The sequence below is a fragment of the Streptomyces liliifuscus genome, assembly GCF_016598615.1.
GTDB lineage: Bacteria > Actinomycetota > Actinomycetes > Streptomycetales > Streptomycetaceae > Streptomyces > Streptomyces liliifuscus.
The window spans coordinates 3,573,741-3,587,780 of the sequence record NZ_CP066831.1; the positions used below are offsets into that span (position 1 = coordinate 3,573,741).

Below are 14,040 nucleotides of genomic sequence, written 5' to 3' on the forward strand. Positions count from 1 at the left end.
GCCAGGTGGAGCGCAGGACGATCGGGGCGGCGGCGCTCGAGGTGGGGGCTGTCGGCCTCGGGTGCATGCCGATGAGCTGGGCGTACTCGGGTTCGCGGCAGCGGGGCGACGAGTCGCTGCGGACCGTGCACACGGCCCTCGACCGGGGCGCGACGCTCCTGGACACCGCCGACATGTACGGACCGTTCACCAACGAGCTGCTGGTGGGACGGGCACTGAAGGAGCGGCGTTCCGAGGCTTTCGTGTCGACCAAGGTCGGCCTCCTGGTGGGCGAACAGCACATCGTGGCCAACGGCCGCCCCGGCTATGTGAGGCGGGCCTGCGACGCCTCGCTGCGCCGTCTCCAGACGGACGTCATCGACCTGTACCAACTGCACCGCGCCGACCCGGAGGTGCCGGTCGAGGAGACGTGGGGCGCGATGGCGGACCTCGTCTCGGCCGGCAAGGTGCGGGCGCTCGGGCTGTGCGCGGTGGGTGCGCGGTCCCATCGCCGTTCGGGAGCCCGGCTGCACGACGGAACGATCCGCCAGCTGGAGCGGGTGCAGCAGGTCTTCCCGGTGAGCACGGTGGAGGCCGAGCTGTCCGTGTGGTCGCCGGAGGCGCTGGAGGGTCTGCTGCCGTGGTGCGAGGCGCGGGGCGTCGGCTTCTTGGCGGCGATGCCGCTCGGTAACGGCTTCCTGACCGGGACGCTCACCCCCGGAGAGGGCTTCGAACCCGACGACGTACGGGCCCGGCACCCCCGCTTCACCGCCGAGATGATGGCCGCGAACCAGCCGATAGTCGCCGGTCTGCGGCGCATAGCCGCCCGGCACTCGGCGCAGGGGGCGGATGTCACTCCCGCGCAGGTGGCGCTCGCGTGGGTGCTCGCGCGAGGGCGTCACGTGGTGCCGGTGCCGGGGACCAAGCGGGAGTGCTGGGCCGCGGAGAACGCGGGGGCGGCCGGACTGCGCCTGACGACGGAGGATCTGGCAGAGGTGGCGGGACTGCCTTCGGCACGGGGATCCTGGGACTGAGCCGTACGGTTCAGGGGTCCGGCCCCGGTCGCGAAGACAGCTTGATCCGTCCAAGTGGGAACCTGCGGAGCACTCGCGGTGTATGAAAAGTAGAACCTGCCGCGTCGAAGGGATCCTGATCGTGCAACGTCGAGCTGTGACGGCCATGTTGGCCGCGGCCACGCTCCTGGTGACGGCCGGGTGTTCCTCGGGGGACGGGGAGGAGTCGGGCGGCGGCGGGAGCACGTCTCCGGCCAGCTCGGAGCCCGGCGCCTCGGCCCCGGCCTCCGGGCAGACGGCCGAGGAGACCCCGCCCGCCAAGGGCTCCGTGAAGGTCGTGCGGACCGTCACCGAGGGTCTGAAGACCCCCTGGGGCCTGGCGCCACTGCCCGAGGGCGGCCTCCTGGTGTCCTCGCGGGACGAGGGGACGATCACCCGGGTCGACGAGAAGACCGGCAGGAAGACCGAGCTGGGCTCCGTGCCCGGAGTCGCCCCCGCCGGCGAGGGCGGCCTGATGGGCCTGGCCCTCTCCCCTTCGTACGCGTCGGACCACATGGTCTACGCCTACTTCACCTCGGACTCGGACAACCGCATCGTGCGCATGCTGTACGACGCGAAGAAGCCGGCCGGTGAGCAGCTGGGCGCACCCGACACGGTGTTCAGGGGCATCCCGAAGGGCACCAACCACAACGGCGGCCGGATCGCCTTCGGCCCGGACAAGATGCTGTACGTGGGCACGGGCGAGACCTACGTCACCGAACTGGCCCAGGACAAGAAGTCCACCGGCGGCAAGATCCTCCGTCTGACCCCGGAGGGCGAGCCGGCCCCGGGCAACCCGTTCAACTCGCCGGTCTACTCGTACGGCCACCGCAATGTGCAGGGCCTCGCCTGGGACTCCAAGCAGCGCCTGTTCGCCTCCGAGTTCGGCCAGGACACCTGGGACGAGCTGAACCACATCAAGCCGGGCGACAACTACGGCTGGCCGGAGGCGGAGGGCCAGTCCGACGACTCCAAATACCACAACCCGATCGACCAGTGGAGCACCGACGAGGCCTCCCCCAGCGGCATCGCCTACGCGGAGGGCTCGATCTGGATGGCGGGGCTGCGCGGCAAGCGGCTGTGGCGCATCCCGCTCAACGGCACGGAGGAGTCGGCGGACCCCCAGGCCTTCCTGGAGGGCGACTACGGCCGTCTGCGCACGGTGGTCTCGGCGGGCGGCAACAAGCTGTGGCTGGTGACGAGCGAGACGGACGGCCGGGGCACTCCGGAGTCGGGTGACGACAAGATTCTGGAGCTGGAGGTCACATAGGACACCCGAGAGCGGGGGCGTCTATTCGGGAGCTTCCTCGGGGGCCGGGGCAGGGGTCGGCGCTGGGTCCGTAACTGTGGCCGGGGCCTGCTCCGGGGTCTCGGCCCGGTCCGGCCCGGTCTCGTCGCCGGCCTGTGTCGGCAGGCGGACGGTCACCTTGCCGGAGGCGAGGTCTATCGGGCCTCGTCCGGGGTCCCCGTCGTTCAGGTCCACGCGGGTCAGTTCCAGCCGCTTGCGTTCCTCGTCGGTGTGCTTGCGGCCTGGTGCGAAAAGCTCCTCGATCATGTTGAACACGGTGCCTCCCTCGCCCCGGGGTCTATTACAGCGTAGACCTCACGGCGTGGATCCCACTGGCCGGATCCGTCTGCGTACCCCTGTCCGCGTGGATCTCACCCGGCCGTCCGGGCGCCGGCCGGGTGGGGCGGGAACAGCCGCATCCGGTGCGCGAGCGCGGCCGCCTCGCCTCGGCCGGAGACGTTGAGCTTGCCGAGGATGTTGGAGACGTGGACGCTGGCCGTCTTCGGGGAGATGAAGAGCTCCTCGGCGATCTGGCGGTTGCTGCGGCCTGCGGCGACCAGCCGGAGGACGTCGCGTTCGCGGCTCGTCAGCCCGAGCGCCTCGGCCGGGTCCGTGGGAGCGGACCGCTCGGGAGCGCGGGCGAGGGTGAGGCGGGCGCGCTGGGCGAGCAGGGTGACCGCATCGGCGAGCGGGCGCGCGCCGAGGTGGTCGGCCACGGCGCGGGCCAGTCGCAGCAGTTCCGTGGCGCGATCCCGTTCCTCCTCACCGCCTCCGGAGGCCAGCAGGGACTCCGCGAGCCGGTGCCGCACCCGGGCGAGGTCGTACGGACGCTCAAGGGGTTCGAAGGCGGTGACCGCCTCGGACCAGTCGTCCGGGGTGTCCCGGCCCTCGGCGCGCAGCAGTTCGGCGCGCACCCAGTGCTCGTGGGCCTGCCAGACGGGCACGTTCGTGGCGAGGGACTTGGCGGCCTTGCGCAGGCGTTCCAGGACGCCCGGGCGGCCCTGTTCGGCGACAGGCAGTCCGCGGGCATCGGCCTCCGCGGTCGCGGCGGCGAGCAGCAGGGGCCAGGCGTAGCGCTGGGTGCCCGGCGGGAAGCCGGTGTTCAGGGCCTCGTCCAGTTCGGTACGGGCATCGAGGAGGCGGCCCTCGTCGGCGGCCGTGCCGATCGCGAGGGCGGTCAGCGGCAGCGCGTGCTGGGGCACGGTGTCGTGGGTGCCGAAGTGCTCCCGCGCGGCGGCCAGTTGGCGGCCGGCCTCGGGCAGGTCGCCCCGGGCGCGCGCGAGATGGGCGTGGAGGGTGGTGCGGAAGCCGCGGGGCTTGGCGCTCTGGCCGACGCGGTCCGAGTTGAACCCGGCCGCACCCGCCTCGTCCCAGCGGCCCAGGGAGAAGAGGGACTCGGCAAGATTGCCCCACACCCAGGCCTCGGTGTCCAACAGCCCGAACTTGCGGGCCAGTTCGACCCCTTCCTCAAGGATCGGGACGGCGTCCTGGGAGCGGCCGATGCCCTCCAGGTGGGAGGGCAGGTTCACATGGGCGCGGCCCACCACATAGGCGGCGCCGATCTCCCCGGCCCGCTCCTTGACCTCGTGCACCTCGGCGAGCCCCGCCTCGATGTCGCCCGACTCGACGAGGAGGCCGCCCAGGGTGAGCCGCGCGTTCAGCTCGATGTCGCGGGCGCCGACCATCCGGGCGTACTCCACGGCTCGCTCGGCGGCCTGGAGGGCTTCCGGTCCCGGCCTGTGCATCATCGACCAGTTGGCGACATGCGCGAGGACGTCGGCGTGCACCTCGGACGGTGGCAGTCCTCGCACCAGCTCCTGGGCGGTGGCGAGTTCCTTCCAGCCGTCGCCGCGGGCCACCGCCTCGATGAGACGGGAGCGCTGGATCCAGAACCAGGCCGCGCGCAGCGGATCGTCCTCGTCCTCCAGGAGATGCAGGGCCCGCTTGGTGATCTTCAGTGCGCGCTCGCGCTCCCCGCAGAACCGGCCCGCGACGGCGGCCTCGGCCATCAGGTCGAGGTAGCGCAGCGGTGTGGTGGCCGGGTCGCAGCCGCACGGCGGATAGACCTCGGTGTAGTCGACGGGCCGCAGTTCGGCGCGTACGGAGTCGGGGGACGTGTCCCAGAGCTCCATCGCCCGCTCCAGGAGCCGCAGTTGCTCCGAGTAGGCGTGCCGGCGGCGGGCCGCGACGGAGGCGTCGAGGACGGCGGGCAGGGCCTTCGCCGCGTCGTGCGCGTGGTACCAGTGGCTGGCCAGGCGGGCGGCGCGCTCGTCGGCCGGGACGAGCGTGGGGTCGGCCTCCAGCGCTTCCGCGTACCGGCGGTTGAGGCGGGAGCGCTCGCCGGGCAGCAGGTCGTCGCCGACGGCCTCGCGCACCAGGGAGTGGCGGAAGCGGTAGCCGTCCCCGTCGGGCGTCGCGAGCAGGATGTTGGCGCCGACGGCGGCCCGCAGCGCCTCGATGAGGTCGTCCTCGGAGAGCCGTGCCACGGCGGCGAGCAGCCGGTACTCCACGGTGGAGCCGCCCTCGGCGACGATCCTGGCGACCCGCTGGGAGCTCTCGGGCAGGCTCTCGACGCGTACGAGGAGCAGATCGCGCAGGGAGTCGGTGAGGCCGGTGCGGCAGCCGTCGTGCACGGCCACGGCCAGTTCCTCGACGAAGAACGCGTTCCCGTCGGAGCGCGTGAAGATCTCGTCGACCTGGGTCGGATCGGGTTCGGAGGCGATGATTCCGGCGATCTGGCGGCCGACCTCCGCGCGGCTGAAACGGCCGAGTTCGATACGGCGGACGGTGCGCAGCCGGTCGAGTTCGGCGAGCAGCGGGCGCAGGGGGTGGCGGCGGTGGATGTCGTCGGCGCGGTAGGTGGCGACGACGAGGAGGCGGCCGCTGCGGAGTGTGCGGAAGAGGTAGGCGAGGAGGTGGCGGGTCGAGGCGTCGGCCCAGTGCAGGTCCTCCAGGAGTACGACGACCGGGCGGTCGGCGGCGACGCGCTCCAGCAGCCGGACGGTGAGTTCGAAGAGGCGGGCCATGCCGTCCTCGTCGTGCCGCCCGCGTGAGGTGTCGCCCAGCTCGGGCAGCAGCCGGGCCAGTTCCTCCTCCTGGCCCGCGGCCGCGACGGCCAGTTCGTCGGGCAGATGGCGGCGCAGGGCGCGCAGCGCGGTGGAGAAGGGGGCGAAGGGCAGGCCGTCGGCGCCGATCTCGACGCAGCCGCCGAGCGCCACGACGGCTCCCTCGCGGCAGGCCGCGGTGGCGAACTCCTCGATGAGCCGGGTCTTTCCGACCCCGGCCTCACCGCCGAGCAGCAACGCCCGCGGCTCGCCCGCGGCGGCACGGGCGAGCGCGTCGTTCAGCACGCCCAGTTCGTCGACCCTGCCGACGAAGACCGGACTGACGGACCTGGTCTCCACAACGCCGAGCATCGCACAGGGCTCTGACACAACGGCACTGGTTATCCCGCCCGCCCCCGGGCCTCCGGACCTGCCCAGGCCCTCAGACTCACCCGCGCCCCTGAGCCTGCCGACGCCCCCGGTCCCGCCCACGACCTCGGCCCTCCCCCTGTCCACGAGCCCACGAACGACCTCGGCCCTGCCCACGGCAGCAGGCCTGCCCGCGATCCCGGTCCCGCCCACACCCTCGGCCCTGCCCACGGCCACGAGCCTGCCGGCAGCTCCGGTCCCGCCCACAGCCTCAGGCCTGTCTACGGCCCCGGTCCCGGCCCCGGTTCCGCCCACAGCCTCGGCCTTGCCCACGTCCACGAGCCTGCTGCTCACAACCTCGGGCTCACCCACCGCTTCAAGCCTGCCCATGCCCTCGGGCTCACCCGCCGCTTCAAGCCTGCCCATGCCCTCGGGCTCACCCGCCGCTTCGAGCCCGTGTGTGGCCGCGGACCCGCCCACAACCTCTGACGTGCGCACGGCCTCGGGCCCGCCCGCCGCTCGGTACCTGCCTATGCTCCCGGGCTTGCCCACAGCCTCAAGCTCACCCCCGGCCCCGGACCTACCCGCGGCCTCGGGCCCGCCCACAGCCTCAAGCTCACCCCGGACCTCGGGCCCGCCCCCAACCTCAGCCCCTCTCTCGGCCGCCCGCCCACGCCCCCCGGCGGCCCCCTTCAAGGCCTCGGGCCCGGCCGCGGTTGCGGGCGGGCCCGGGGGGTTGGAGGGGGTGGTCGTGATCGGGTGGGCGGTCGTTGTGGGGTTGTCGTGCTGAGGGCGGCCGACCCCCGTGCGGCCGCCCTCGCCCGTCCCGGTGCTCACGCGACGCGTGCGGACCGGGGTGTGCGGTGGCGCCGGCTATGCACCCGCCCCTCGCTGTCGTCGCGGCCGGATCGCGCGGCCTCGCGCCGGGCGGCACGGCGGCTGCGGACGGCCTCGCGGACCAGTCGGTAGTTGTCGGCCTCGCGGATCATCTCCGCGGTGCGGATCTGCTGGAGCTCGTACTCGAACATCTCGTACCCCTCGTGAAGTGTTGTTTCCGGCTTCGCTCTGTTGCGATGCCTCAACCTTCGTCTCCAAGGGGGGTGCGCCACATCGGGAGAGTTCCGCATCTTGGGCGCAGGAAGGGCCTTAGTCCCGCCGTAAGTGGCCTACGGCGGGACTAAGGCCCCTCAGACGTGCGGTTTTCAGCTCGTGGACGGCATGCCGAGCAGGATGTCGGAGTACTTGAGCGCGGCCAGCAGAAGGCCGACGACACCGAGCGCGACACCCGCCCAGGCGACCGACTTGACCCACGGGGCCTGGACCGGGATCCGGTCCGGGTTGCCGAACGCGGGCCGGACCAGCACCACGACGCCGACGATCAGCGCGGTCAGCGCGAAGAACCCGGCGACCAGCGCGTTGGCGTTCCAGGAGTCGGCGTAGACCTGCTTGATCTGCTCGGCCACACCGGCGCTCTGCGCGGTCTCCAGCTGGCCGTACAGCGAGTCGCGCGCCTGCGCGATGGTGCCGACCCAGCTGCCGGTCAGCGACACGACACCGAGTCCGGCGGACACGACGGCGGCGGCACCCAGGCCCACGCCGGAACCGCGCTCGGCCGCGACCACCAGCTCGTCGTCCTCGTCCTCGCCGAGGACCTCTGAGTCGGCCTGGTCGTCAGCCGCCTCGGCGGCCCCGGCCTCCTCGACCTCCCCGATCGCGGCCGTCCCGTCGCCCTTGCTGAGCTTCACGGCCTCCTCGTCGCGCTGTACCTCGGTGCCGGTCTTGGTTCCGGCTTCGTCCTCTGTCTTGGTTCCCATGCTCCGCACCGTACGGACGCTGTCTGAGAATTTCTTAAAGATCCCAAGATCCTCACGCGCCGGGCGGCTTTTCGCCTTACTCGACGCCCGTGCGCCATCGCCCCGAGCACGGTCGGGACGTCACTTCCAGGCACGCGCGCGTGCGGCACGCCACTCGGGCGCGAGCACCGACCACACTTCCAGGTTCTGGCGTACGCCCCGGTACGGGAAGCTCTCCCTGAGCACCCCGTCACGGTTCATGCCCAGCCGCCGCGCCACGTTGATGCTCGGTTCGTTGGCGGACGACGCCTGCCACTCCACGCGGTGGACGCCCCGCTCCTCGACCGCCCAGTCGATGAGGATCCGCATGGCGCGCGTGACCAGTCCGCGCCCCACACCGGCCGGCTCCAGCCAGCAGCCGACCTCGCAGGTGCCCCGCTCGGCGTCGAAGTGGAGGAACAGCACCCCGCCGACCAGCTTCCCCTCCAGCCACAGCCCGTGCAGGCTGCCGCTGTCGGTGGCCCGCTTGTCGGCGTACGCCTGAAGGAGTTCCCTCGCGGAGTCGACGTCGACGGCCTTGGTCCCGAACGGAATGTGCTGCCCGATGAACTCGCGCCCCCGGTCGAGGTGCGCCAGGAACTCCTCCGCGTGCCACGGCTCCAGGGGCCGCAGTTCGGCGCCGTCGTCACCCAGGGATATCGCGTACATCCTGCTGCTGCTCCTTCACGAGAACCTCCACGAGCGCGTCCTCGCGCGCCCCGGGGATCCTCGCACGGCCCTCCGCGTCGACGGTACGGGTTTCCGGCGGCTCGATGCTGATGCGCGGCAGGCGCCGGTCGAGCCAGCGGGGCAGCCACCAGTTGGCGCCGCCCAGCATGTGCATCAGGGCCGGCACCAGGAGCGTACGCAGCACGAAGGCGTCGAGGGCGACGGCCGCGGCGAGCGCTATGCCGAACATCGCGATGACGCGGTCGCCGCTGAGCACGAAGGCCAGGAAGACCGAGATCATGATGACGGCGGCGGAGTTGATCACCCGGCTGGTCTCGGCGAGGCCCACGCGCACGGCCCGCCGGTTGTCGCCGGTCTCCAGCCACTCCTCGTACATCCTGCTGACCAGGAACACCTGGTAGTCCATGGAGAGCCCGAAGAGCACGGAGACCATGATCACGGGCAGGAACGGTTCGATCGGGCCCGCGCGGCCGAGGCCGAGCAGTTCGCTGCCCCAGCCCCACTGGAAGATCGCGACGACGACTCCGAAGGAGGCGGCGACGGCCGCGATGTTCATCGCGGCGGCCTTCAGCGGGATGCCGATGGAGCGGAAGGCGAGCAGCAGCAGGACGCAGCCGAGGCCGATGACGACGCCCACGAAGAGGGGCAGTTTGCCGACGATGACATCGGCGAAGTCGTCGTACCCGGCGGTCATGCCGCCGACCTGCAGGTCGAGCGTGGTCCCGGTCTCGGCCCGCGGCAGCACCTCGTCGCGCAGCCGGTCGACGAGGTCGCTGGTCCGCTCGGACTGCGGCGAGGACGTCGGTACGACGCTGAGGTAGGCGGTGTCACCGGCGTTGTTGTACGTCACCGGGGTCGCCGTCCGGACACCCTCGGTCGCCCTGAGCGTGGCGTCGAGGTTGTCGAGGGCGACCCGGTCCTGGGCCCCGCCGACGTGTGTGACGAGGGTCAGCGGCCCGTTCAGTCCGGGTCCGAAGCCGTCGGCGAGCAGGTCGTACGCCTGTCGTGTGGTGGCCGTCTCCGGGTTGTTGCCCTGGTCGGAGGTGCCCAGGTGCAGGGAGAACGTCGGGAGCGCGAGCAGGGCCATGACGGCCAGGGCGACGCCGCCGAGGAGTTTGGGGTGCTTCTCGACGAAGGCGGACCAGCGTGCGGCGAGCCCGGTGGGGATCTCCGGCTGGGGGCCGTGTTCGTCCAGGCGGCGGCGCTCACGGCGGCTGAGGGCGCGCATGCCGATGAAGGAGAGCAGCGCGGGCAGCAGGGTCACGGAGGCCGCGACGGTGAGGACCACGGTGAGGGACGCGGCGATCGCGACGCCGTTGAGGAAGCCGAGCCGCAGTATGAGCATGCCGAGCAGGGCGATACAGACGGTGGCGCCGGCGAAGACGACCGCGCGCCCGGTGGTGGCGACCGCGTTCCGTGCGGCCTCCTCGACGGAGAGTCCGCGTTTCAGGCCGCGTCGGTGTCTGGTGACTATGAACAGCGCGTAGTCGATGCCGACGCCGAGTCCGATCAGCATGCCGAGCATCGGCGCGAAGTCGGCGACGGTCATGGCGTGCCCGAGGAGCGCGATCCCGGCGTACGCGGTGCCGACGCTGACCAGGGCCGTGGCGATGGGCAGCAGCGAGGCGGCCAGGGAGCCGAAGGCGAGGAAGAGGACGACGGCGGCGACGATCACGCCGACGACCTCGGCGATGTGGCCGCCCGACGACTCGGTGAGGGCGACGGCCTGGCCGCCCAGCTCCACCTGGAGTCCGTCCGTCCCGGCGGCCTTCGCGGTGTCGACGACGGCCGTGGCCTCGCCCTGGTCGATGTCCTCGGCCGGGTCGTCGAAGGTCACGGTGGCGTAGGCCGTACGTCCGTCGCCGCTGATCTGGTCCGCGCCGTGGCCCTTGTACGGGCTGGCGACCGCGGCCACTCCGGGCAGGTCGGCGATCTCGTCGAGGGTGTGGCTCATGGTCTGCTCGACGTCCGCGGCACGGACCGTGCCGGAGGTGGTGTGCCAGACAACGGTGTCGCTGTCGCCGCCGAGGCCGGGGAATCCGTCCTGGAGGAGCTGGCTGGCGCGGCCCGATTCGGTGCCCGGCGCCTCGTAGTCGTTCGAGTACGCGGTTCCGGTGACGGCGGCGGCGGCGGTGATCCCGCCGAAGGCAAGGAGCCAGAGCAGTACGGCGACGAGGCGGTGCTGGACACACCAACGTGCTAGAGCTGCCACGGACGAGCTCCCTGGGTGTTATGTGGATCTTTATCGGGAACTGCCCGCAAAGAACGCATGACCAATTCGTTATCACTCTTGCAGCCGAAAGTGATCGTTGGCCTCATTCGTGGGTTTACTCACAAGAGTGCGAGGCAGTTCACACGACAATCCAATGAACTCTGTAGCCCCGCACGACGTCCGCAGACACGCCAATGGGGGGTGCATCGGTCCCGATGCACCCCCCGATCGACCTACACGCGGTAGGAGTGAGCGGCCTCAAGGACTTGTACGCATGAGACCGCCACGGCGTTCAGGGCTCAGCCCTCGACGCCCAGCTTCTCCAGGATGAGCTCCTTCACGCGGGCCGCGTCGGCCTGCCCGCGCGTGGCCTTCATGACCGCGCCCACGAGGGCGCCCACGGCGGCGACCTTGCCTCCGCGGATCTTGTCCGCGATGGCCGCGTTGCCGGCGATGGCCTCCTCGACGGCCGTCGTCAGGGCGCCCTCGTCGGAGACGACCTTCAGACCGCGCTTCTCGACGACCTCGTCCGGGGTGCCCTCGCCCTTGAGGACGCCCTCGATGACCTGGCGGGCCAGCTTGTCGTTGAGGGAACCCTCGTTGACCAGGGCGGTCACCCGGGCGACCTGCTCGGGCGTGATGGCCAGCGCGTCCAGGGACACACCCGACTCGTTCGCCGTACGCGCCAGTTCGCCCATCCACCACTTGCGGGCGGAGGCCGCGTCGGCGCCCGCCGCGATGGTGGCGACGATGGAGTCGATGGCACCGGCGTTGAGGATCGACTGCATGTCGTGGGCGGTGATGCCCCACTCCTCGCGCAGCCGGTTGCGCCGGGCCAGCGGCTGCTCGGGCAGGCCCGCGCGCAGCTCCTCGACCCACTCGCGCGACGGGGCGATCGGCACGAGGTCCGGCTCGGGGAAGTAGCGGTAGTCCTCCGCCTCCTCCTTCACCCGGCCCGATGTCGTGGAGCCCGTGTCCTCGTGGAAGTGGCGGGTCTCCTGGACGATCGTTCCGCCGCTGTCGAGAACCGCGGCGTGCCGCTGGATCTCGAAACGGGCCGCGCGCTCGACGGACCGCAGCGAGTTGACGTTCTTCGTCTCGCTCCGGGTGCCGAACTTCTCGCGGCCGTGCGGGCGCAGCGAAAGGTTCACGTCGCAGCGCATCTGGCCCTGCTCCATGCGGGCCTCCGAGACGCCGAGCGCCTTGATGAGTTCGCGCAGCTCGGCGACGTACGCCTTGGCGACCTCGGGAGCGCGCTCGCCGGCGCCCTCGATCGGCTTGGTGACGATCTCGATGAGCGGGATGCCGGCGCGGTTGTAGTCGAGCAGCGAGTGCGAGGCGCCGTGGATACGGCCGGTCGCGCCGCCGACGTGCAGCGACTTGCCGGTGTCCTCCTCCATGTGGGCGCGCTCGATCTCCACGCGGAAGACCTCGCCGTCCTCCAGCTGGACGTCCAGATAGCCGTTGAAGGCGATCGGCTCGTCGTACTGGGAGGTCTGGAAGTTCTTCGGCATGTCCGGATAGAAGTAGTTCTTCCGGGCGAAGCGGCACCACTCGGCGATCTCGCAGTGCAGCGCGAGGCCGATCTTGATCGCGGACTCGACGCCGATCGCGTTGACGACCGGCAGCGCGCCGGGCATGCCGAGGCACGTCGGGCAGGCCTGCGAGTTGGGCTCGGCGCCCAGCTCGGTGGAGCAGCCGCAGAACATCTTGGTCTTGGTGCCGAGTTCGACATGGACTTCGAGGCCCATGACGGGGTCGTACGACGCCAGCGCGTCCTCGTACGACACCAGGTCAGTCGTGACAGTCACGGTGAAACTTTCCCTCTCAGCCCAGCAGGACGTCGTCGTCACCGAGGCGCTTGAGCTCCCGGTAGATGATCGCAAGGCCGGTGACGATGGCGGCGGCGGAAACGGCGGCGTCGATGAGCCTCAGGGTGTCCCCGTCGCTGCGGGCCAGCTTGGCCTGCTTGGCGACGCTGATCGCGCCGAACGCCGTACTGCCGAGCGACAGGTACAGCCCCTTCTTCGACTTCTTGAAGTTCTTTGCCTTGTTGGCCGTGGCACTCACAACGACGGAGCCTCCTCGATCAGCGGGTGCCCCCAGCGTTCCACGAACGCGGCCTCGACGGCGGCTCCCACCTTGTAAAGGCGGTCGTCCTGCATCGCGGGGGCGATGATCTGCAGGCCCACGGGCAGGTTGTCCTCCGGCGCGAGACCGCAGGGCAGCGACATCGCGGCGTTGCCCGCGAGGTTCGTCGGAATGGTGCACAGGTCCGCGAGGTACATCGCCATCGGGTCGTCGGCGCGCTCGCCGATCGGGAAGGCGGTGGTCGGCGTCGTGGGCGAGACGATCACGTCCACCTGCTCGAACGCCTTCTCGAAGTCGCGCGTGATGAGCGTACGGACCTTCTGGGCGCTGCCGTAGTACGCGTCGTAGTAGCCGGAGCTGAGCGCGTACGTGCCGAGCATGATGCGGCGCTTGACCTCGTCACCGAAGCCCGCCTCACGGGTGAGGGCGGTGACCTCCTCGGCGGAGTGCGTGCCGTCGTCGCCGGTGCGCAGGCCGTAGCGCAGGCCGTCGAAGCGGGCGAGGTTGCTCGAACACTCGGACGGGGCGATGAGGTAGTACGCCGAAAGGGCGAGGTCGAAGGACGGGCAGTCCAGCTCGACGATCTCGGCGCCCAGCTCCTTGAGGAGCGAGACGGACTCGTCGAAGCGCTGCACGACACCGGCCTGGTAGCCCTCGCCGCGGAACTGCTTGACGACACCGACGCGCATCCCGTCGACGCTGCCGTTGCGGGCGGCCTCGACCACGGCCGGGACGGGCGCGTCGATCGAGGTGGAGTCGAGGGGGTCGTGCCCGGCGATGACCTCGTGGAGGAGGGCGGCGTCGAGGACCGTACGGGCGCAGGGCCCGCCCTGGTCGAGGGAGGACGAGAACGCGACCATGCCGTACCGCGAGACGGCGCCGTACGTCGGCTTCACGCCGACCGTGCCGGTGACGGAGGCGGGCTGGCGGATGGAGCCGCCGGTGTCCGTGCCGATGGCGAGGGGCGCCTGGTAGGAGGCGAGCGCGGCGGACGAACCGCCGCCGGATCCGCCGGGGATGCGGGTGAGGTCCCACGGGTTCCCGGTCGGCCCGTACGCGCTGTTCTCGGTGCTGGACCCCATGGCGAACTCGTCCATGTTGGTCTTGCCGAGAATGACGACGTCGGCGGCCTTCAGCCGCTTGGTGAGCGTCGCGTCGTACGGCGGGATCCAGCCTTCGAGGATCTTCGAGCCGACGGTCGTCGGGATGCCCTCGGTGGTGAAGATGTCCTTGAGCGCGAGAGGCACACCGGCGAGCGGCCCGAGCTTCTCGCCGTTGGCGCGCTTCTCGTCGACGGCACGGGCCTGGGCGAGCGCCCCGTCCCGGTCGACGTGCAGGAAGGCGTGCACCTTCTCGTCGACGGCCTCGATGCGCGCGAGATGCGCCTCGGTGACCTCGACGGCGGTGAGCTCGCCCGCGGCGATCTTGGAGGCGATCTCCGCGGCGGTGAGCTTGATGATGTTGACGTTGCTGTCCGTCATGG

The 14,040-nt window shown here is 71.2% G+C and carries 11 protein-coding genes; 2 read left to right on the forward strand and 9 right to left on the reverse strand.

The window, feature by feature from the left end:
• Nucleotides 1–5 precede the first annotated feature (5 nt).
• Entirely contained in the window at nt 6–1,013 is a 1,008-nt protein-coding gene (locus JEQ17_RS14985) for an aldo/keto reductase (RefSeq protein ID WP_200395723.1), read from the forward strand.
• Nucleotides 1,014–1,158: 145 nt separating this feature from the next.
• The gene (locus tag JEQ17_RS14990) at nt 1,159–2,301 is read left to right on the forward strand and encodes a PQQ-dependent sugar dehydrogenase (protein ID WP_407700150.1); all 1,143 of its coding nucleotides are present in this window, start codon (nt 1,159–1,161) and stop codon (nt 2,299–2,301) included.
• A 21-nt stretch (nt 2,302–2,322) separates the two neighbouring features.
• On the opposite strand, the gene JEQ17_RS14995 is transcribed toward JEQ17_RS14990, so the two are convergent.
• The 9 genes from JEQ17_RS14995 to gatA form a co-directional block, all read right to left on the reverse strand.
• Nucleotides 2,323–2,586: a DUF6191 domain-containing protein gene (locus JEQ17_RS14995; protein WP_200402112.1), complete on the reverse strand. Its 264-nt coding sequence runs from the start codon at nt 2,584–2,586 to the stop codon at nt 2,323–2,325.
• A 104-nt stretch (nt 2,587–2,690) separates the two neighbouring features.
• Nucleotides 2,691–5,735, reverse strand: coding sequence for a helix-turn-helix transcriptional regulator (locus JEQ17_RS15000; RefSeq protein ID WP_200395725.1), 3,045 nt, complete (start codon nt 5,733–5,735; stop codon nt 2,691–2,693).
• Nucleotides 5,736–6,565: 830 nt separating this feature from the next.
• Nucleotides 6,566–6,760 (reverse strand): hypothetical protein, encoded by a 195-nt coding sequence (locus tag JEQ17_RS15005; RefSeq protein ID WP_200395726.1) that lies wholly within the window; start codon nt 6,758–6,760, stop codon nt 6,566–6,568.
• A 174-nt stretch (nt 6,761–6,934) separates the two neighbouring features.
• The gene (locus JEQ17_RS15010; RefSeq protein ID WP_200395727.1) at nt 6,935–7,546 is read right to left on the reverse strand and encodes a hypothetical protein; all 612 of its coding nucleotides are present in this window, start codon (nt 7,544–7,546) and stop codon (nt 6,935–6,937) included.
• A gap of 120 nt (nt 7,547–7,666) precedes the next feature.
• Entirely contained in the window at nt 7,667–8,233 is a 567-nt protein-coding gene (locus JEQ17_RS15015; RefSeq protein ID WP_200395728.1) for a GNAT family N-acetyltransferase, read from the reverse strand.
• On the reverse strand, nt 8,211–10,466 hold the full coding sequence (locus tag JEQ17_RS15020; protein WP_200395729.1) for an MMPL family transporter: 2,256 nt from the start codon (nt 10,464–10,466) through the stop codon (nt 8,211–8,213). The genes JEQ17_RS15015 and JEQ17_RS15020 overlap by 23 nt, the downstream gene beginning before the upstream one ends.
• A 299-nt stretch (nt 10,467–10,765) precedes the next feature.
• Nucleotides 10,766–12,277 carry an Asp-tRNA(Asn)/Glu-tRNA(Gln) amidotransferase subunit GatB gene (gatB, locus tag JEQ17_RS15025; protein WP_200395730.1) on the reverse strand — a complete coding sequence of 504 codons (1,512 nt, stop codon included), beginning with the start codon at nt 12,275–12,277 and terminating at the stop codon, nt 10,766–10,768.
• 16 nt (nt 12,278–12,293) lie between these two features.
• Nucleotides 12,294–12,536: a hypothetical protein gene (locus tag JEQ17_RS15030; protein ID WP_055614821.1), complete on the reverse strand. Its 243-nt coding sequence runs from the start codon at nt 12,534–12,536 to the stop codon at nt 12,294–12,296.
• Entirely contained in the window at nt 12,533–14,038 is a 1,506-nt protein-coding gene (gene gatA / locus JEQ17_RS15035) for an Asp-tRNA(Asn)/Glu-tRNA(Gln) amidotransferase subunit GatA (RefSeq protein ID WP_200395731.1), read from the reverse strand. Before gatA ends, JEQ17_RS15030 begins: the two co-directional genes overlap by 4 nt.
• Between the last annotated feature and the right edge of the window lie 2 nt (nt 14,039–14,040).

What these genes read in the sequence shown, in the direction of transcription:
- JEQ17_RS14990 (WP_407700150.1), top strand. Translation starts at nt 1,159, where the DNA reads ATGTTGGCCGCGGCCACGCTCCTGGTGACGGCCGGGTGTTCCTCGGGG.
- JEQ17_RS14995 (WP_200402112.1), bottom strand. Translation starts at nt 2,586, where the DNA reads ATGATCGAGGAGCTTTTCGCACCAGGCCGCAAGCACACCGACGAGGAA.
- JEQ17_RS15000 (WP_200395725.1), bottom strand. Translation starts at nt 5,735, where the DNA reads ATGCTCGGCGTTGTGGAGACCAGGTCCGTCAGTCCGGTCTTCGTCGGC.
- JEQ17_RS15005 (WP_200395726.1), bottom strand. Translation starts at nt 6,760, where the DNA reads ATGTTCGAGTACGAGCTCCAGCAGATCCGCACCGCGGAGATGATCCGC.
- JEQ17_RS15010 (WP_200395727.1), bottom strand. Translation starts at nt 7,546, where the DNA reads ATGGGAACCAAGACAGAGGACGAAGCCGGAACCAAGACCGGCACCGAG.
- JEQ17_RS15015 (WP_200395728.1), bottom strand. Translation starts at nt 8,233, where the DNA reads ATGTACGCGATATCCCTGGGTGACGACGGCGCCGAACTGCGGCCCCTG.
- gatA (WP_200395731.1), bottom strand. Translation starts at nt 14,038, where the DNA reads ATGACGGACAGCAACGTCAACATCATCAAGCTCACCGCCGCGGAGATC.